The sequence below is a fragment of the Burkholderia plantarii genome, from assembly GCF_001411805.1.
GTDB classification, from domain to species: domain Bacteria; phylum Pseudomonadota; class Gammaproteobacteria; order Burkholderiales; family Burkholderiaceae; genus Burkholderia; species Burkholderia plantarii.
Map to the genome: position 1 here is coordinate 2,642,405 of NZ_CP007212.1, position 18,821 is coordinate 2,661,225.

Annotated in this window: 11 protein-coding genes; 5 read left to right on the forward strand and 6 right to left on the reverse strand. The window is 70.3% G+C overall.

Annotated features, from left to right (window positions below; all coding sequences use genetic code 11):
• Window positions 1–115: 115 nt before the first annotated feature.
• From bpln_RS11245 to purL, 4 genes are all read right to left on the reverse strand, one after another.
• A complete protein-coding gene (locus bpln_RS11245) occupies window positions 116–688 on the reverse strand; it encodes a GNAT family N-acetyltransferase (protein WP_055138846.1) in 573 nt (190 codons plus the stop codon).
• A 98-nt stretch (window positions 689–786) separates the two neighbouring features.
• Window positions 787–1,245, reverse strand: a complete 459-nt coding sequence (locus bpln_RS11250) for an SRPBCC family protein (RefSeq protein ID WP_244131929.1) — start codon at window positions 1,243–1,245, stop codon at window positions 787–789.
• A gap of 261 nt (window positions 1,246–1,506) precedes the next feature.
• A complete protein-coding gene (gene ilvD, locus bpln_RS11255; RefSeq protein ID WP_055138848.1) occupies window positions 1,507–3,366 on the reverse strand; it encodes a dihydroxy-acid dehydratase in 1,860 nt (619 codons plus the stop codon).
• 188 nt (window positions 3,367–3,554) lie between these two features.
• Window positions 3,555–7,622, reverse strand: a complete 4,068-nt coding sequence (gene purL / locus bpln_RS11260; protein WP_055138849.1) for a phosphoribosylformylglycinamidine synthase — start codon at window positions 7,620–7,622, stop codon at window positions 3,555–3,557.
• Window positions 7,623–7,943: 321 nt separating this feature from the next.
• Here purL and bpln_RS11265 point away from each other — a divergent pair, with 321 nt between their 5' ends.
• The 3 genes from bpln_RS11265 to pgi all read left to right on the forward strand — a co-directional run bounded on the left by bpln_RS11265 (window position 7,944) and on the right by pgi (window position 12,660).
• Entirely contained in the window at window positions 7,944–9,248 is a 1,305-nt protein-coding gene (locus tag bpln_RS11265) for an FAD-dependent oxidoreductase (RefSeq protein ID WP_055138850.1), read from the forward strand.
• 55 nt (window positions 9,249–9,303) lie between these two features.
• A complete protein-coding gene (locus bpln_RS11270) occupies window positions 9,304–10,908 on the forward strand; it encodes an NAD(P)H-hydrate dehydratase (protein ID WP_123863526.1) in 1,605 nt (534 codons plus the stop codon).
• A gap of 129 nt (window positions 10,909–11,037) precedes the next feature.
• Window positions 11,038–12,660, forward strand: coding sequence for a glucose-6-phosphate isomerase (gene pgi / locus bpln_RS11275; RefSeq protein WP_055138851.1), 1,623 nt, complete (start codon window positions 11,038–11,040; stop codon window positions 12,658–12,660).
• 136 nt (window positions 12,661–12,796) lie between these two features.
• Here the strand turns inward: pgi and bpln_RS11280 are convergent, their stop codons facing one another.
• Window positions 12,797–13,522 (reverse strand): ABC transporter ATP-binding protein, encoded by a 726-nt coding sequence (locus bpln_RS11280; RefSeq protein ID WP_055138852.1) that lies wholly within the window; start codon window positions 13,520–13,522, stop codon window positions 12,797–12,799.
• Here bpln_RS11280 and bpln_RS11285 point away from each other — a divergent pair.
• Window positions 13,506–14,207, forward strand: coding sequence for an arylesterase (locus tag bpln_RS11285; RefSeq protein WP_055139512.1), 702 nt, complete (start codon window positions 13,506–13,508; stop codon window positions 14,205–14,207). The genes bpln_RS11280 and bpln_RS11285 overlap by 17 nt on opposite strands.
• Window positions 14,208–14,343: 136 nt before the next feature.
• On the opposite strand, the gene bpln_RS11290 is transcribed toward bpln_RS11285, so the two are convergent.
• Window positions 14,344–16,287: a SurA N-terminal domain-containing protein gene (locus bpln_RS11290; protein ID WP_055138853.1), complete on the reverse strand. Its 1,944-nt coding sequence runs from the start codon at window positions 16,285–16,287 to the stop codon at window positions 14,344–14,346.
• 642 nt (window positions 16,288–16,929) lie between these two features.
• Here bpln_RS11290 and bpln_RS11295 point away from each other — a divergent pair.
• Window positions 16,930–18,654 carry a methyl-accepting chemotaxis protein gene (locus bpln_RS11295; protein WP_055139513.1) on the forward strand — a complete coding sequence of 575 codons (1,725 nt, stop codon included), beginning with the start codon at window positions 16,930–16,932 and terminating at the stop codon, window positions 18,652–18,654.
• The last annotated feature ends 167 nt before the right edge of the window (window positions 18,655–18,821 follow it).

Sequence of the window (18,821 nt, forward strand, 5' to 3'; positions counted from 1 at the left end):
GATCGGGCTTGCCGCGGCGGCCGGTTCAGGCCGAGCTTGACGAAAAATGCCGCTCTTCGGAGCGGCATTTTTCATTGGGGCGGCAGGGATCACGCGGCGCGCCGACGCGCACCCGTCATACGTCGGCCGGGTTGATCAACGACCGCAGGACATGGTCGGCCCACGCGCCGTCGATCTTCAGATAGGCGCGCGCGATGCCTTCTCGCTCGAAACCCAGCGCTTCGAGCAGTCGCGCGCTGCGCGTGTTTTCGGGACGATGGTTCGCCATCAGGCGATGCAGCCCGAGTTCGCCGAACGCGTACCGGATGACCCCGGTCAGGCATTCGCGCATCAGCCCCCGCCCCTCGCGATCGCCCGCGATCGAGAACCCGAGGTGGCAGGCCTGGAACGGCCCGCGCACGATGTTCGTCAGGCCGCACTCGCCGATCAGCCGACCGTCGGCCTTCTCGTACAACAGCAGATGCACGGCCTGCCCGGCCGCGGCCTGCGCTGCCACCGCGTCGAGCCGCGTCTCGACCGACTGCGGCGTGTAGAACGACGCGGGACGCGACGGCTCCCAGGGCTGGAGATGGGCGCGGTTGGCGAGGTAATAGGCCAGCAGCGCCGCCGCGTCGTGGCGGCCGGCGTGCCGCAGCGACAGGCGCTCGGTGTCGGGCAAGGCCGGCGGCGGGCGGGAAACGGAATCCATGGGCGGGTTGGTCGCGGCAATACGATGACGCGACGATAGCGCGCTCCGCTCCATTCGTCACGCTCGGCCTCGCTGGCGGCCGTCGACTCGCCACGGGCTCAGGGCGAGCCGCGTGCCGTGCCGTCATCGGCGCGCTCGCGCAGAAACGCCGCGAGCGCCTCGAAGCGCCGCCGCGTTTGCGCCGCGAAGATCCGGTCCATCGTCGCCCCGAACAGCCGGTCGAGCCATCGCGGGCGCAGGCGCAGCGTGAACGTGTAGACCAGCTCCGAGCCGCCGTCGCCGCGGTCGCGATGGCGGATCGAGGCGCTCCATTGCCGGAAGATGCCGGCCGGCGCGTCGATCGTGGCGGCGGCCAGATGCGGCGGATGGTAGGAGACGAAGCGCGTGCGCAGCACGAACAGGCGCCGCCAGCCACGCCCGACGTTGACCGACACGGCGCCCACCCGCGGATAGCGCTGGCCGCCCTCCACCGTCGCCTCACCGAGCAGCGTGTCCCAGCGCAGGCGCGTGTCGTGGTTGTGGAAGGCCTCGAACACCTCGGCCGAGCTGGCGGGCATGGGGAAAATCAGGCGCGTGACCATGGCGGGAACCGTCGCGATTGTCGTCGTTGGGCGCCAGTCTACCGCCCGGCCAGGGTGGCGCGTCAATCGATCGAGGCGGTCGGCCGGCGGCCGGCGCAGCTTGCCGCCGCTTCGCGCGTCGACAAAAAAATACCGCCCGGGCGGGCGGTATGCTTCAGCGAACGGCGGGCAGCGGGCGGAGCGCCGGTCGCCTCCACCCCGATCGCCTGCCGCCGCCAACCAGCCAACCGGCCGGCCTCAGTCGTCGAGCAGCGACAGATCGCGCACGGCGCCCTTGTCGGCCGACATCACCAGCTTCGCGTAGGCCTTCAGCGCCGCCGATACCTTGCGCGGGCGCGGCTGGGCCGGCTTCCAGCCCTTCGCGTCCTGCTCGGCGCGGCGCCTGGCCAGTTCCTCGTCGGACACCAGCACGTCGATGGTGCGGTTCGGGATGTCGATGCGGATCACGTCGCCGTTGCGCACCAGGCCGATCGCGCCGCCCGCGGCCGCTTCCGGCGAGCAGTGGCCGATCGACAGCCCCGAGGTGCCGCCCGAGAAGCGCCCATCGGTAAGGAGCGCGCACGACTTGCCGAGCCCCTTCGACTTGATGTAGCTGGTCGGATACAGCATCTCCTGCATGCCCGGCCCGCCCTTCGGCCCTTCGTAGCGCACGATCACCACGTCGCCGGCCTTCACCTCGTCGGCGAGGATGTGCTCGACCGCCTCGTCCTGCGACTCGACCACGTGCGCCGGACCTTCGAACACGAGGATCGAATCATCCACGCCGGCCGTCTTCACGACGCAGCCGTCCTTCGCGATGTTGCCGGTCAGCACGGCGAGGCCGCCTTCCTTGCTGAACGCGTGCTCATACGAGCGGATGCAGCCCTCGGCGCGATCGAGGTCGAGGCTCGGCCAGCGCGCGTTCTGGCTGAACGCGACCTGGGTCGGAATCCCGCCCGGGCCGGCCATGTAGAACGTGTGGACCGCCTCGTCGCCGGTGCGCACGATGTCCCACTGGTCGAGCGCGGCGCCGAGCGTCGGCGCATGCACGGTCGGCACGTCGGTGTGCAGCTTGCCGGCGCGCCCGAGCTCGCCGAGGATCGCCATGATCCCGCCCGCGCGATGCACGTCCTCGATGTGGTACTTGTTGGTGTTCGGCGCGACCTTGCAGAGCTGCGGCACGCTGCGCGACAGGCGGTCGATGTCCGACATCGAGAAATCGATTTCGGCTTCCTGCGCGATCGCGAGCAGGTGCAGGATCGTGTTGGTCGAGCCGCCCATCGCGATGTCGAGCGTCATCGCGTTCTCGAACGCCTTGAAGCCGACCGAGCGCGGCAGCACCTTGTCGTCTTCGTGCTCGTAGTACTGGCGCGCGAGTTCGACGATGCGGCGGCCGGCGCGCTTGAACAGCAGCTCGCGGTCCGCGTGCGTCGCGACGATCGTGCCGTTGCCGGGCAGCGAGAGCCCGAGCGCCTCGGTCAGGCAGTTCATCGAGTTCGCGGTGAACATGCCCGAGCACGAGCCGCAGGTCGGGCAGGCCGAGCGTTCGACCTCGGCCACGTCGGCGTCGCTGACCTTGCTGTCGGCGGCCATCACCATCGCGTCGATCAGGTCGAGCTTCTTGATCTGGATGGTGTTGGTGCCGGGCACGGCCAGTTGCGCCTTGCCCGCTTCCATCGGGCCGCCCGAGACGAAGATCACCGGGATGTTCAGGCGCATCGCGGCCATCAGCATCCCCGGCGTGATCTTGTCGCAATTCGAGATGCAGACCATCGCGTCGGCGCAGTGCGCGTTCACCATGTACTCGACCGAGTCGGCGATGATGTCGCGGCTCGGCAGCGAATAGAGCATGCCGTCGTGGCCCATCGCGATGCCGTCGTCGACGGCGATCGTGTTGAACTCCTTGGCGACGCCGCCAGCGGCCTCGATCTCGCGCGCGACGAGCTGCCCCAGGTCCTTCAGGTGGACGTGGCCGGGCACGAACTGGGTGAACGAATTGACGACGGCGATGATGGGCTTGGAGAAATCCTCGTCCTTCATGCCGGTGGCACGCCAGAGCGAACGCGCCCCCGCCATGTTGCGGCCGGCGGTGGAGGTTTTGGAACGGTATGCGGGCATTGTTGTGGTCGCGAAAATAAGATTGACGAAAACCAGCGGCGGTCTCGCCGTCGAACGGCTTGCGGGGCCGGCCAGACGCGCCGATACGCACCACAACAGGCGCCTCTTGAGCGCCCGCCGATGCAAACCAGCCGATTATGCCGCAGCGCGCGATGGTATGCGCGCCGCGGCGGGGCATGCGGCGCGGCTTAGCCGAGCCAGCGGCGCGCGTTGCGGAACACGCGCATCCAGGGGCCTTCGTCGCTCCAGCCTTCCGGATGCCAGCTCATCTGCACCGTGCGATGCACGCGCTCCATGTGCGGCATCAGCACGGTGAAACGGCCGTCGGCGGTGGTCACCGAGGTGATCCCGGCGGGCGAGCCGTTCGGGTTGAACGGATAGCGCTCGGTGGCCTGGCCGCGATGATCGACGAAGCGCATCGCCACGGTGACGCGGCTCGCGTCGCCCTGCTGCGAGAAGTCGGCGAAGCCTTCGCCGTGCGCGACCGCCACCGGGATCCGCGAGCCTTCCATGCCGGCGAAGAAGATCGACGGCGAAGGCTGCACCTCGACCAGCGAGAAGCGCGCCTCGAACTGCTCGGACTTGTTGCGCGTGAACTTCGGCCACGCGTCGGCGCCGGGAATCATCGAGGCGAGGCTCGACATCATCTGGCAGCCGTTGCAGATACCGAGCGCGAACGTGTCCTCGCGCGCGAAGAAGGTCGAGAACATCTCGGCCAGCTGCGCGTTGAAGCGGATCGTCTTGGCCCAGCCCTCGCCGGCGCCGAGCACATCGCCATACGAGAAGCCGCCACAGGCCACCGCGCCGGCGAAATCGGCCAGATCGGCGCGGCCGGCCAGCAGGTCGCTCATGTGGACGTCGTGCGCGTCGAAGCCGGCGCGATCGAACGCATAGGCGGTCTCGAGATGCGAGTTCACGCCCTGCTCGCGCAGGATGGCCACGCGCGGACGCGCGCCGGTGGCGATGAACGGCGCGGCGACGTCGTCGGCCGCGTCGAACGTCAGCACCGGCTGCAGGCCCGGATCGGCCGCGTCGAGCAGCGTGTCGTATTCGGCGTCGGCGCAGGCCGGGTTGTCGCGCAGGCACGCGATGCGCCAGCTGACCTCGGCCCAGGCGCGATGCAGCTCGGCGCGCGGCGCTTCGTAGATTTTCTTCGCGTCGCGGAACACCTCGACCACGTCGCGATCGTTGACGCTGCCGATCACGTGCGAGCAGGTCGACAGCCCGTGCTCGCGCAGCAGGCCGAGCACGGCGTCGCGATCGGCCGCGCGCACCTGCACCACGGCGCCGAGCTCCTCGCTGAAGAGCGCGCGGATCGTGCGGTCCTCGCGGCGGCCGCTGGTCTGCCGGGCCCAGTCCTTGGCGTCGCCGTAGTCGGGTTCGTTGGCGTCGAGCGTCAGCATGTCGACGTTCAGCGACACGCCGGCGTGGCCCGCGAACGCCATTTCGCAGACGGTCGCCCACAGGCCGCCGTCCGAACGGTCGTGGTAGGCCAGCAGCCGGCCCTGCGCGTTCAGCGTCTGGATCGCGCCGAAGAAGCGCTTGAGGTCCTGCGCGTCGTCGACGTCGGGCACCGTGTCGCCGACCTGCTGCGTGACCTGCGCGAGAATGCTGCCGCCGAGGCGGTTCCTGCCGCGGCCGAGGTCGATCAGGATCAGCACGCTGTCGCCGGCGTCGGCCACGCGGCGCAGCTGCGGCGTCAGGTGGCGGCGCACGTCCTCGACCGGCGCGAACGCCGAGATGATCAGCGAGACCGGCGCGACCACTTCCTTGGCCACGCCCGCGTCGCTCCACTTGGTCTTCATCGACAGCGAATCCTTGCCGACCGGGATGCCGATGCCGAGCGCCGGGCACAGCTCCATGCCGATCGCGCGAACCGTGTCGTACAGCGCGGCGTCCTCGCCGGCGGTGCCGCAGGCGGCCATCCAGTTCGCCGAGAGCTTGAGCTTGTCGAGCGCGGCGATCGGCGCCGCGGCAATGTTGGTGATCGCCTCGCCGACCGCCATGCGGCCCGAGGCCGGCGCGTCGATCACGGCGAGCGGCGTGCGCTCGGCCATCGTCATCGCCTCGCCGCCGAAGCCGGCGTAGTCGAGCGCGGTGATCGCGCAGTCGGCCACCGGCACCTGCCACGGGCCGACCATCTGGTCGCGCACCGAGGTGCCGCCCACCGAGCGGTCGCCAATCGTGATCAGGAACGACTTGCTGGCGACGGTCGGGTGCTTCAGCACGCTGACGGCGGCCTCGGCCAGCGCCACGTTCGTGACGTCCACCGGCACGCGCTCGACCGCCACGCGCGTCACCTCGCGGTGCATCTTCGGCGGCTTGCCGAGCAGCACGTCCATCGGCATGTCGACCGGGAACGCGTCGTCGCCCTCGGCCAGTTCGTCGACGAGCTTCAGCTCGCGTGCCTCGGTGGCCACGCCGATCACGGCGAACGGGCAGCGCTCGCGCGTGCAGATCGCCTCGAAGCGCGGCAGGTCGGCCGGCGCGATCGCGAGGACGTAGCGCTCCTGCGATTCGTTCGACCAGATCTCGCGCGGCGACAGCCCGCTTTCCTCGAGCTGGATCTTGCGCAACTCGAAGCGCGCGCCCTTGTCGGCGCCGTCGACGAGTTCGGGAAACGCGTTCGACAGGCCGCCCGCGCCGACGTCGTGGATCGACAGGATCGGGTTGGCCTCGCCGAGCTGCCAGCAGCCGTTGATGACTTCCTGCGCGCGCCGCTCGATCTCGGGGTTGCCGCGCTGCACGGAGTCGAAGTCGAGTTCGGCCGTGTTCGCGCCGGTCGCCATCGAGCTGGCCGCGCCGCCGCCCATGCCGATCCGCATGCCGGGGCCGCCGATCTGGATCAGCAGCGTGCCGGCCGGCAGGTCGTGCTTGTGGGTATGGGCGTCGGACACGTTGCCGATGCCGCCCGCGATCATGATCGGCTTGTGATAGCCGCGCACCTGGCCGCCGACGTTCTGCTCGTAGACGCGGAAGTAGCCGCCCAGGTTCGGCCGGCCGAATTCGTTGTTGAACGCGGCGCCGCCGAGCGGGCCGTCGATCATGATCTGCAGCGGCGAGGCGATCCGCTCGGGGCGGCCATACGGCCCGTGGGCGTCGGTCGGATTGCGCTCGCCAACCGGCCGCGCGGCGTCGCGCGCGTTTTCCCAGGCCTCGCGCGCGCCGGGCAGGTCGAGGTTCGAGACCGTGAAGCCGGTCAGGCCGGCCTTCGGCCGCGCGCCGCGGCCGGTCGCGCCTTCGTCGCGGATCTCGCCGCCCGCGCCCGTCGCGGCGCCGGCGAACGGCGAGATCGCGGTCGGGTGGTTGTGCGTCTCGACCTTCATCAGCGTGTGGGTCAGCTCGACGTGGCGGCCGTACTGCTCGGCCGGCTTGCCGTCGGCGCCGGCGCCGCGCGGGAACCAGCGCTCGGCCGGCGCGCCGCGCATGATCGAGGAATTGTCCGAGTACGCGACGATGGTGCCCTGCGGGCTCAGCTTCTCGGTGTTGCGGATCATCGCGAACAGCGACATGTCCTGCTTCGCGCCGTCGATGGTCCAGTCGGCATTGAAGATCTTGTGGCGGCAGTGCTCGCTGTTGGCCTGCGCGAACATCATCAGCTCGACGTCGGTCGGGTTGCGTTCCAGCTTTGTGAACGCGTCCACCAGGTAGTCGATCTCGTCGTCCGCGAGCGCGAGGCCCAGCTCGACGTTGGCCGTCTCGAGCGCGGCGCGGCCGTGGGCCAGCACGTCGACGCGGCCGAGCGGCCGGGCCGGCAGTTCGTCGAACAGGTGGTGCGCGTCCTCGCGCGCGGCCACCACGCTTTCCGTCATGCGGTCGTGCAGCGCCGCGGCCACCGCCGCGCGCGCCTCGGCCGACAGCGCCTTCTTGCCGCCTAGGCCAAGCAGGCCCGCCTTGAGCGTGACCGTGAACTCGACGCCGCGCTCGATGCGGCGCACCGAAGCGAGCCCGCAGTGCAGCGCGATGTCGGTCGCCTTGCTGGCCCACGGCGAGACGGTGCCGAGCCGCGGCAGCACGATGAAGGTCTCGGTCGCGCCCTTCTCGGCGGCCGGCTCGAACGGCGCGCCGTAGTGCATCAGCGCGTCGATGCGCGCCGCGTCATCGGCCGACAGCGCGTCGGACGCGTTGACGAAGTGCAGATACTGACCACGCACCGCGACGATGTCGCCGTCGATCTGCTTGAGCACGTCGAGCAGGCGGGTCTGGCGGAAATCGGACAGGGCGGCGGCGCCGGGAAAACACGAGAAGTGAGCCATGGGCTGGACGGACATCGATGAGTCGCGCGAAACGGCGACATTGGGGCGAAAGGAAGGCCGTAATTATACCCGGAAGTGCGACCGCCGAAGGCGCCGGACGCAGCGCTCGCGGGTGCCGTCGACGCCGGCAAGCCCGCGCCGCGCCCGGCCGCGGCGGCCCGCATCCGGCCGCCGGCGTCGATCGCGGGCACCCCGGCGCGACGCCCGGAATCCGCGCCGGCCCGGTTTGGCGCTATCATTCGCGGTCCACCGGGCGCCACTCGGCCCGTCACGAACGACCAGACCCGGGCCGCGCCGCGCGGCCCGTCATCGAAGCACACCATGGATGTCATCGTCATTGGCGGCGGTATCGGCGGCGTCGCCACCGCCTACCAGTTGCGTGCCGCCGGCCACCGCGTCTGCGTGGTCGAGCGCCACGCAACCGTCGCCCAGGGCGCGACCTACGGCCATGGCGGCCTCGTGCTGCCGACCCCGCTCGATGTCTGGTTCGGCCCGACCTTCATGCATCACCGGCGCGCGCTCAAGAGCGGCGTGGTCTACAAGCCGGGCCTGAACCGCGCGCTGCGCCAGTTCACGCGCGAGCTCGCGAAGCTGCGCGAGCCCGAAGCGTTCACCGCGCAGTACGCGCGCCTGAAGCCGCTCGTCGACCTGTCGCGCGAGGCGATCGCCGACATCGAGCGGCGCTTCGCGCTCGAGTTCGAGCAGCGCGCCGGCGTGCTGCACGTGATCCGCGACCGCCAGGAATGGGCGCAGGCCCAGCCCGCGCTCGACCTGCTGCGCGCCAACGAGGTGCCGCACCAGCTCCTGTCGGCCCGCGAATGCGCGGCGCTCGAACATTCGGTGCCGACCGATCCGCCGTTCGCGGGCGGCGTGCTGCTCGAATACGAGCGCACCGCGAACTGTCCCCTGTTCACGAAGCTCGTCAAGCAGACGCTCGACGAGCACGGCGTGCAGTTCCGCTTCGGCCGCGCCGTCACGGCGATCCGCGTCGAGGCGAACCGCGCCGCCGTCGATCTCGCGCCCGAGCCCGGCGACCGGCTCGGCGCGCGCGGCAAGGAAGTGGACGTGATCTCGGCCGACGCGGTCGTGATCGCCGCCGGCACCGGCAGCGTGCCGCTGCTCGAACGGCTCGGCGTGACGCCGCCGCTGCGCCCGGTGCGCGTCAACGCGCTGACCGCGCCGCTCGCCTACGAAGAACACGCGCCACACCTGACGGTGGTCGATTCGATCAAGCGCATCACCATGACGCGCATGCACCAGCGCGTGCGCATCTGCGGCGCGCCGGTGCTGCAAAGCGACAAGGACACGGCGCAGCCGCTGCCCGAGGCGCTCGGCGAAAGCGCGCTCGCGCTGCTCGGCCAGGCCACTCACGACTGGATTCCCGGCGCGGCGAAGATCTCGGCCGCGCTGCCGTGGCAGGGCCTGCGGCTGCTCTCGCCGGACGGCCTGCCGGTGGTCGGCCCGACCCGCCATCCGCGCGTGTTCGTCAATCTCGGCCACGGGCCGGCCGGCTGGGGCCTCGCCTGCGGCTCTGCTAAAGTGGTGACCGATTACGTCGGCGGCAGCGCGCATCACGTGCCGGCCGATACGCTCGCCGCGCTCCACGTGGATCGCTTCGCCACCTGACGCCGCCCGCGGGCGGCGCATCGACCCGGCCGCCGCGCCCCGGCGGCCCTCCGCCATGACGCCACTCGCCACGCTCACCGCCGCCTCGCCCTCCCCGTCCGGGCCGCCCGCCGATCCGTTCGCCGCGCCGCTCGCGCACCAGCCGCTGCCGCTCGCCACCGTCGCCGACCTGCGCGCGGCCGAAGCCGCTGCGCTCCAGCCACCCCACGCACTGCCGCCGCACACGCTGATGGCGCGGGCCGGCGCCGCCGCCGCGCGCTGGCTCGCCGCGCGCGCCGAACCGGACGCGCGCCCGGTCTGGCTCGCCGCCGGCCCCGGCAACAACGGCGGCGACGCGCTGGTGGCCGCCGCCGAACTGCTGCGGCTCGGCATACAGGTGGAGGTCTGCCTGCCGATCGAACCGAAGCCCGAGGACGCGCGCTGGGCGCTCGCGCTCGCGCGCGAGGCCGGCGTGCCGATCTCGGCCGGGCCGCCGGCCGCGTTCGACGGCTACGGCTGGCTCGTCGACGGGCTGTTCGGGATCGGCCTCGCGCGAGCGCTCGACGGCCCGTTCGCGACGCTCGCGGCGGCGCTCTCCGCACGCGCCCGCACCCATGGCCGCGTACTCGCGCTCGATATGCCGAGCGGCATCGACGCCGACAGCGGCGCGCGCGTCGGCGACGGCCCGGCGGTCCTCGCCACCCACACGCTGTCGTTCCTCGCCGCGAAGCCGGGCCTCTATCTCGGCGACGGCCGCGACCACGCCGGCGAGATCACCATCGAGACGCTCGACGCAGCGGCGCATGCCTCGGCCACGCTGAACGCCGCCGCGCTGTTCGCGCCGCAGTGGCCGGCGCGCGCGTCGGCCTCGCACAAGGGCAGCTTCGGCAGCGTCGCGATCGTCGGCGGCGACACCGGCATGTGCGGCGCGCCGATCCTGGCCGCGCGCGCCGCGCTGCACGCGGGCGCCGGCAAGGTCCACGTCGGTTTCATCGGCGAGGACGCGCCGCCCTACGATCCGCCGTTCCCCGAACTGATGCTGCATCCGGCGCAGACGCTGCCGACCGACGGGCTCAGCGCGATCGGCATCGGCTGCGGGCTCGGTACGCGCCAGCGTTCGCGCGACACGCTGCGCGCGATGCTCGCGCTCGACCTGCCGGTCGTGGTGGACGCCGACGCGCTGAACCTCGTCGCCGGCGACGCCGGCCTCGCCTCGGCGCTCGTGGCGCGCGCCGCGCGCGGCGCCGTGTCGATCCTGACTCCGCATCCGCTCGAAGCGGCGCGCCTGCTCGGCAGCGACACGCGGGCGGTCCAGGCCGACCGGCTCGCCGCCGCGCGCGGGCTGGCCACGCGCTTCGCGGCGATCGCCGTGCTGAAGGGTTCGGGCACGATGATTGCCCATCCCGACGGGCGCGTCGCCGTCAATCCGACCGGTAACGCGGCGCTCGCCACCGGCGGCACCGGCGATGTGCTCGGCGGCCTGATCGCCGCGTTTCTCGCACAGCGCATCCCCGCCTACGAGGCCGCGCTTGGCGGCGTCTACCTGCACGGCCTCGCGGCCGACTGCCTGACCGCGCTCGGCGACGGCCCGGCCGGCCTCGCCGCCGGCGAACTGGCCGGCGCGGTGCGTCGCCTCGTGAACCGGCACTTTTATTCGCGCGTCATGTCGTCCGCCATTTGACGCCGCTATACTGAATCTCCGCGCCCGATCCGAGACATCTCGCGCGCGGTTTCCGCGGTCCGCCGGCGCCCGGCGCCGGTCGCGACACCGTCCTCGCCCCCGAGTCACGCTAGTTTCGCCAGAACCGATATGACGCTGAATTCGCTCCCCGCTTGGCCTGCCCTGCAATCGCACTACGACGAGATCCGCGACGCGCAGCTGCGCGACTGGTTCGCCGCCGGCAACGACCCGGCCCCGACGCGCGCCGAACGCTTCACGTTCGGCGGCGGCGGCCTCGCGATCGACTTCTCGAAGAACCGCATCACCGACGCCACGCTGGCGCTGCTCGTGCAACTCGCGCGCGAGGCCGGCGTCGAGGCGCGCCGCGACGCGATGTTCGCCGGCGAGGTGGTGAATCCGACCGAAGGCCGCGCCGCGCTGCACACCGCGCTGCGCGCGAGCGCGCCCGACGCGCCGTTCCACGCGCAGGTGCTGGCCGAACGCGAAAAGATGGCCGCCTTCGCCGAGCAGGTGCGCGACGGCCGCTGGACCGGCTACACCGGCAAGCGGATCCGCCACGTGATCAACATCGGCATCGGCGGCTCCGATCTCGGGCCGAAGATGGTGGTCCATGCGCTCGACCATCTCGCCACGCGCGAGCTGTCCTGCGCGTTCGTCTCGAACGTGGACGGCGCCGACCTGTCGCGCGCGCTCGAGTTCTGCAACCCCGAGGAAACGCTCGTGATCGTCGTGTCGAAGACCTTCACGACGCTCGAGACCATGACCAATGCGCGCTCGGCGCGCGACTGGCTGACCGCGCACGGCTGCCCCGAGAGCGCGCTCGCGAAGCATTTCGTGGGCGTCTCGGCGAACCCCGAGGAAGTCGTGAAGTTCGGCATCGACGCCCGCAACGTGTTCGAAATGTGGGACTGGGTCGGCGGCCGGTATTCGCTGTGGTCGGCGGTGGGCCTGTCGATCATGATCGCGATCGGGCCGCAGCAGTTCGACGAGTTGCTGGCCGGCGCGAACGAGATGGACACGCATTTCCGCGAGGCGCCGCTCGAATCGAACCTGCCGGTGCTGCTCGGCCTGATCGGCATCTGGTATCGCAACTTCTTCGGCTCGCAGAGCTACCTGGTGGCGCCGTATTCCGAGGCCCTGCACTTCCTGCCCTCGTACCTGCAGCAGCTCGAAATGGAGAGCAACGGCAAGTCGGCGCGGCTCGACGGCGCGTTCGTCGACTACCCGACCTCGGCCGTGACCTGGGGCGAGCCCGGCACCAACGGCCAGCACGCGTTCTTCCAGATGCTGCACCAGGGGCCGACGATCGTGCCGATCGACTTCATCGCGGTGCTCACGCCCGAGCACGCGCTGGCGAGCCATCATCCGAAGCTGCTCGCGAACTGCTTCGCGCAGAGCGAGGCGCTGATGCTCGGCCGCACGCTCGAGGAAGCGCGCAAGATCGCCGGCCCGAACAAGCCCGAACTCGCACCGCACCTGACGTTCCCCGGCAACCGGCCGACCTCGACGATCCTGGTCGAGGCGCTCACGGCGCGCTCGCTTGGCGCGCTGATCGCGCTCTACGAACACAAGGTGCTGGTGCAGGCCTCGGTCTGGAACATCAACCCGTTCGACCAGTGGGGCGTGGAACTCGGCAAGATTCTCGGCAAGGTGGTCGAGGCCGACCTGACCGCCGCGAGCGTGGACGCGGGCAAGCACGATTCGTCGACCTCGGCGCTGATCGCGCGGGCGCGCGCGGCGCTCAAGCGCTGAGCGGCGCGCATGGAACAACGGCCGGGTTACCGGCCGTTGTGTTTCGTCGCCGTGTGTTGGGTTGCGTGGCCGGCTGGCGCCGTTCGCCGCCGGCGCGAGTCATGAGGCTTCAGGCGTCAAGCGGGATGGGCCGCGCTCAGCTCGCGCTGCGCTCGGCCTGGTCGGCCACGATGCGCCCGCCGTCGAGCGTGATGGTGGCGTCGCAGCGGCGTGCGAGCGCCGCGTCGTGCGTGACCAGCACCAGCGTGGCGCCCTGCGCGCGGTTCAGCTCGAACATCAGGTCGATCACGGCGTGGCCGGTGGCGGCGTCGAGGCTGCCGGTCGGCTCGTCGGCGAACAGCACGGCCGGGTCGGTGACGAACGCGCGCGCGAGCGCGACGCGCTGCTGCTCGCCGCCCGACAGCAGTTTTGGATAGTGGCCGGTGCGCGCGCCGAGGCCGACACGCTCGAGCAGGCGCCGCGCGCGCGCGGCGGCCTCGCGCGCCGTGATGCCGCCGCGCAGTTCGAGCGGCAGCATCACGTTCTCGAGCGCCGTCAGGTGCGGCATCAGCTGGAACGACTGGAACACGAAACCGACCGCGCCGCTGCGCAGCGCCGCGCGTTCGTCCTCGCCGAGCCCGTTCAGTTCGCGGCCGAGCAGGCGAACCGTGCCGTCGGTCGCGCTGTCCAACCCGGCGAGCAGGCCCAGCAGCGTCGACTTGCCCGAGCCGGACGCGCCGACGATCGCGACGCTGCTGCCCGCCTGCACGGCCAGGTCGATGCCGTCGAGAATCGTCAGTTCGCCGGCCGCATCGGCGACGCGCTTCGAGACTTGTCGAACTTCAATGATCGGATCCGTCATCTTGATGAGCATGAAGCACATTCGTTTCTGGAAAAACGGCGCGCGCGCCGTCGTGATCGCGCTGGCCGCCACCGCCTGGCTCGGCGCGCCGCCGGCCCGCGCGGCCGGCCCGCAGCCGGCGGCGAGCGCCGTGGGCGTCGCCGCCAAACCGGCCATCGTCGTGCTCGGCGACAGCCTCTCGGCCGAATACGGCCTGCCCCGCGATACCGGCTGGGTCGCCCTGATGCGGGCACGCATCGCCGAGCAGCGAATCGATTATAGCGTTGCGAACGCAAGCGTCAGCGGCGACACCACCAGCGACGGGCGCGCCCGCCTGCCCGCCCTGCTCGCGCGGCTCAAGCCCGCGATCGTGATCGTCGAGCTCGGCGCGAACGACGCGCTGCGCGGCGTGCCGCTCGCCACCACCGAGCAGAACCTGCGCGCGATCGTGGCCGCGGCACGGCAGGCGAACGCGAAGGTCGTGCTGATCGGCATGTACGTGCCGCCGAACTACGGCCTCGACTACACGCAGAAGTTCCACGCGATGTACGGCGCGCTCGCGAAGGAGCTGCGCCTGCCGCTCGTGCCGTTCCTGCTGGCCGGCATCGAGAACCGCCCGGATCTGTTCCAGGAGGACCAGAACCATCCGACCCGGCAGGCGCAGCCGAAGCTGCTCGACAACGTCTGGCCGGTGGTGCGGCCGCTGCTTGGCGCCGGCTCGCGCTGAGCCCCCATCGAACGCACCGCGCGGCGCGACGGGCCGCATAAACAAACAGCCCCGCTCGGCATCGAGTGGGGCTGTTTGCATTGCAGGTGGTTGCTGGTCGTTGCGGGCCGCGCCACGCGGCGGCGTGGCGGGCCGATCAGTTGTCGTCGCTGTTGCGGCTGCTGTCGGCCACCGAGCCGTACAGCTTGACCTTGGCGCGCTCGCGCAGCGACTTCATGAACGCCTCGCTCTCGCTTTGCGCATAGTCCCGCGCGAGCTGCTGCTGGACCGCCGCGAGCTGCTGCGGATCGGACGGCGCCGGCGCGACGATCGCGTTCACGCGGAAGATCGCATAGCCGCCGTTCGTACCGAGATCGACGCCGACATAGGCCGGCAGCGACTTCGGATCGACCTTGTAGACGGCCGCGACCGCGTCCGGCGGCAGGCCGAGCGTCTGCGTGCGCGAGATCTTCTCGGCCGGCAGGAAGCCGTCGGTCGCCTTCGACTTCTGCAGCGCCGCGAGCCGCGCCGTGCCGTCCTGCTTGGCGAGCTTCGCGCTCTCGTCGGCGATGAACTTCTGGCGCACGGCGTCCTTGATCGTGTCGAGCGGCGGCACCGCGGCCGGCTTGTCGCTCATCACGTGCGCGGCGATCAGCGTGTTGTTGCCGACGTCGATCGCCTGCGTGTTGTTGCCGTTCTTCACCGAGTCGGCCGCAAACACGGCGCTCAGGAACTTCGCGTTGTTGAGCGGGCTGTCGGGTGCCAGCGCCGGATTCGGCTGCGGCGTGACGGTGGCGGTCTGGATCGTCAGCTTGTACTTGTCGGCGGTCGGCTGCAGGCTCTTGGCCTTTTCATAGACGCTCGACGTGAAGCCTTCCGAGTTGTCCGAGAACGCCTTGGCCGCGTACTGCTGCTTCAGTTCCGCCGCGATCGAATCCTTGACCTCGTCGAACGGCTTGACGACGGCCGGCTTCACGTCGGTCGCCTTCAGGATGTGATAGCCGAGATCCGACTCGACCACCTTGCTGACCTCGCCCGGCTTCAGCGCGAAGGCCGCGTCGTCGAACGCCGGGCCGCCCGCCGTCGAGCCGCGCGTGACGTAGCCGAGATCGCCGCCCTTGGCCGCCGACGGCGCGTCCTGCGAGTTCTTCTCGGCGATCTGCGCGAACTGGTCCGGATGCGCGGTCACGTCGGCCAGCAGCTGGTCGGCCTTGGCCTTCGCGGCGGCCTTGTCGGCCGCGCTCGCGCCGCGCGCGGCCGCGATGAAGATGTGGCTCACGCGTACCTGCGCTTCGGTGCGATAGCGCGCGGTGTTCTCGTCGTAGTACTTGCGAATGTCCGCGTCGGTGGGCGGCGTGGTCGAGGCCGCGGCCGTGACCGGCGTGAACACGAGGTACTGGATGGTGGCCGTCTCGGGCGTCGCGAACGCCTGCTTGTGCGCGTCGTAGTAAGCCGAGATCTGCGCGTCGGTCGGTTGCACCTTCGCGGCGTAGTCGGCCGGCTTCAGCACCAGCGCCTGGATTTCACGCTGCTGCTGCGCGAGATCGGTCAGGCCCTGCGCGACGCTCTTCGGCGTGAACGCGCTGTCGATCAGATTGCTCGGCAACTGCTGCTGCGTGAGCTGGTAGCGAATGCTTTCCTGATACTGGTCCGGCGTCATGCCCTGCATCGCGAGCAGCTGCGTGTAGCGCTCGGCGTCGATCGAGCCGTCCGGCTTGCGCATCGCGGCGACCAACGGGTTGCTGAGCAGCGCCTCGCGCACCGCGGCGTCGGAGGCCGTCAGGTGCAGGCGGCGCACCTCGTCGGTCAGCGCGCGCTGCTCGATCATGGCGTCGAGCAGCTGCTGGCGGCGCTCCGGCGTGTCGATCACCTTGGCGTCGTACTTGGCGCCGAGTGCCTGGCGCGCCTGGTCGATCTGCTGGCGGTAGGCGCCGTCGAATTCGGCGCGCGTGATCTTGCGCCCGTCGACCGATGCCACGTTCGCGCTGTCATCGAAGAAGTCGCGGAAACCCTGAACCCCGACGAACCCGAGCCCCGGCAGCACGATCAGGAGCAGGAGGAACATCATCAAGCGCTGGTGATTGCGGAAGAAATCGAGCATGCGGAGCGAAAGTGGCTGGACAAAACGGCTGATATTACATCAGCGGAGTGAAAAATAGGCGAAACGGGCCGCGACGGACGGACCTTCGATTCGGATGCGCGGTGAGGGGCGCCGGTGGGCAGGACGCCTCGTCCTGCGATTCCACGACAGGGATGCCCGGCGCGGGGGCCGCGCGGCAGGCGCGCCCGGCGGCGCCGCGAGCAGGATGGGGCGCCACCGTCGATCAGGCGCGCGTGACGGCTGCCGGGCCGGGACGCGGACGAGAAACCGCCCGCGCGAGCCGTGTTCCCGATCCGGCGGCACGGGGCGCAACGCGTTCGCGTTTGGCCGGCCACGGCGCGAACCGGGCTGCCCCGCGTGGCCGGGTTGACGGCCGAGGCGGCAGGCCGGTCACCGCTCGGGACCATTCGGCGGACGAGGTGGCGAGGCGTCCGGACATCACGGCGTCCGGCGTACATGCCCGCGACGCCCGGCTCTGGCCACCGGCGTCGCACGGCGAACCACACCGGTCATCGCGCCGCCGGCCGGCCGCCGCCCTCTCCTCTCGGATCGGGACAAACACGTAACGACCTTCAGCAAGCCACGTGAGCGTCGTAATTACATTTGTCTTTCTAAGTCTTTCTCTTTCATGTGGAGAACACCATGTCCTTTCTCACTAATCTGAAGATTGGCAGCCGGCTTGCGATCGGTTTCGCCATTTCAGTCGTGCTGGTGTGTGTGATCGGCGCGATGGCGATCTGGCAGATCGGCAAGGTGTATCAGAAAACGGACGAGATCTCCGGTGCGATCCTGCCGACGGTCCAGGCGCTCAGCGATGTCCGGTCGATGGCCAATACCGTTCGACGCACGACCCTGCGAGGCCTGCTCGAATCCGACCAGCAGGGCCGCGACATGCAGCGGGAGGCGCACGACGTGGCGCTGCGGCAATACGAAAGCCTGTTTGCACGCTACAAGTCGTTGGGGAAATCGTCCGACGACACGCGGCTGATCCAGGACATCGAGGCCGGGTGGGCGACCTTCCTCAAGAACGATCGGCGCTTGCTGGAGGCCGTCGTAGCGGGCAAAACCGATGCGCTCGAGATGCGGACGCTGGCGACCAGGGAAAGTGCAAACGAGTTCGCGAGCTTCGTGAAGGTGGTGGACGCGGCGGTACAAGCCAATAGGGAACGTAGTGATTCAGCCAGCACGTTCGCACTGACTTCCTACCATTCGGCGGTTCTAAGCACGGTGATACTGGTGGCGGTGGCGGTGGCCGCCGGCATCGCCATTGCGATCCTGATCACGCGCTCCATCACCCGGCCACTCACCCGGGCTGTCGCCGTCGCGCAGAACGTCGCGCAAGGCGATCTCACCTCGGACATCGACGTGAACGGCAAGGACGAGACGGCCATGCTGCTCGCCGCACTCAAGGAGATGAACGCGCGGCTCGCGCGGATGGTGGGCGACATCCAGCAGAGCGCCGACAGCATCGCGACCGCGTCCTCGGAGATCGCGGCCGGAAACGTCGACCTCAGTCAACGAACCGAGGAGCAGGCCGCGTCACTGGAGGAAACCGCCGCGAGCATGGAGCAGCTGACCGCGGCGGTGAAGCAGAACGCGGACAACGCGCAGCAGGGCAGCACGGTGGCGAAGAGCGCATCGGAAGTGGCCGAGCACGGCGGCACGGTAGTGAGCCGGGTCGTGGACACGATGCAGGAAATCAGCGAGAGAGCGGGCCGCATGTCGTCCATCATCACGGCCATCGAAGGCATCGCGTTCCAGACCAACATCCTTGCGCTCAACGCGGCCGTGGAGGCCGCGCGCGCCGGCGAGCAAGGCCGGGGATTCGCGGTGGTGGCGGCAGAGGTGCGCACGCTTGCCCAGCGCAGCGCCGCCGCGGCCAAGGAGATCAAGGACCTGATCACGGAGTCGGCCGACGGCGTGAGCAAGGGCGAAACGCTGGTTGCCGAGGCCGGGGCCACCATGAAGGACGTGGTCGCTGCCGTGGCGCGGGTCAACGATCTCATGGAGGAGATCTCGGCCGCCTCGCAGGAGCAGCGCAAGGGTATCGAGCAGGTGAATCAGGCGGTCACGCAAATGGATGAGGTGACGCAGCAAAACGCGGCGCTCGTGGAAGAGGCCGCGGCGGCCGCGCAGTCGATGTCTTCTCAATCTTCGAGCCTGAAAGATCTGATCTCGGTGTTCCGCATCTCCGCGAGCCGGGCCAGCGGGCCTGACGAAAGCCCGCGAGCGAGTGCGCACGCACCGCGCCGCGCACTCGCGGCCAGGGGCAACGCCGCCGCGGCGCTCGCTCGAAGCGCGGCGCCCGCGCTGGCGGCGGCGAAGTCGCCAGCCTACGTGTCGAATTCGGATTGGCAGAAATTCTGAATGCCGCCACCGCTGCTGCCGATAACAAGGCTGGGAGGCGCGCCGATGGCGGGGGCGGCGCGGCGTGCCTGGATTTCACGTCGGCGAGCCGCAGCGGGTTCGCACGACCTGTTCTCACATTGCCCAATGCCGGCCGAAGACCCGGCAGGACGGCCGACAGTACCCGG

Bases quoted from the DNA above. Each gene is read 5' to 3' on its own strand.
- bpln_RS11245 (WP_055138846.1), bottom strand. From the start codon at position 688: ATGGATTCCGTTTCCCGCCCGCCGCCGGCCTTGCCCGACACCGAGCGC.
- bpln_RS11250 (WP_244131929.1), bottom strand. From the start codon at position 1,245: ATGCCCGCCAGCTCGGCCGAGGTGTTCGAGGCCTTCCACAACCACGAC.
- ilvD (WP_055138848.1), bottom strand. From the start codon at position 3,366: ATGCCCGCATACCGTTCCAAAACCTCCACCGCCGGCCGCAACATGGCG.
- purL (WP_055138849.1), bottom strand. From the start codon at position 7,622: ATGGCTCACTTCTCGTGTTTTCCCGGCGCCGCCGCCCTGTCCGATTTC.
- bpln_RS11265 (WP_055138850.1), top strand. From the start codon at position 7,944: ATGGATGTCATCGTCATTGGCGGCGGTATCGGCGGCGTCGCCACCGCC.
- bpln_RS11270 (WP_123863526.1), top strand. From the start codon at position 9,304: ATGACGCCACTCGCCACGCTCACCGCCGCCTCGCCCTCCCCGTCCGGG.
- pgi (WP_055138851.1), top strand. From the start codon at position 11,038: ATGACGCTGAATTCGCTCCCCGCTTGGCCTGCCCTGCAATCGCACTAC.
- bpln_RS11285 (WP_055139512.1), top strand. From the start codon at position 13,506: ATGAGCATGAAGCACATTCGTTTCTGGAAAAACGGCGCGCGCGCCGTC.
- bpln_RS11280 (WP_055138852.1), bottom strand. From the start codon at position 13,522: ATGTGCTTCATGCTCATCAAGATGACGGATCCGATCATTGAAGTTCGA.
- bpln_RS11290 (WP_055138853.1), bottom strand. From the start codon at position 16,287: ATGCTCGATTTCTTCCGCAATCACCAGCGCTTGATGATGTTCCTCCTG.
- bpln_RS11295 (WP_055139513.1), top strand. From the start codon at position 16,930: ATGTCCTTTCTCACTAATCTGAAGATTGGCAGCCGGCTTGCGATCGGT.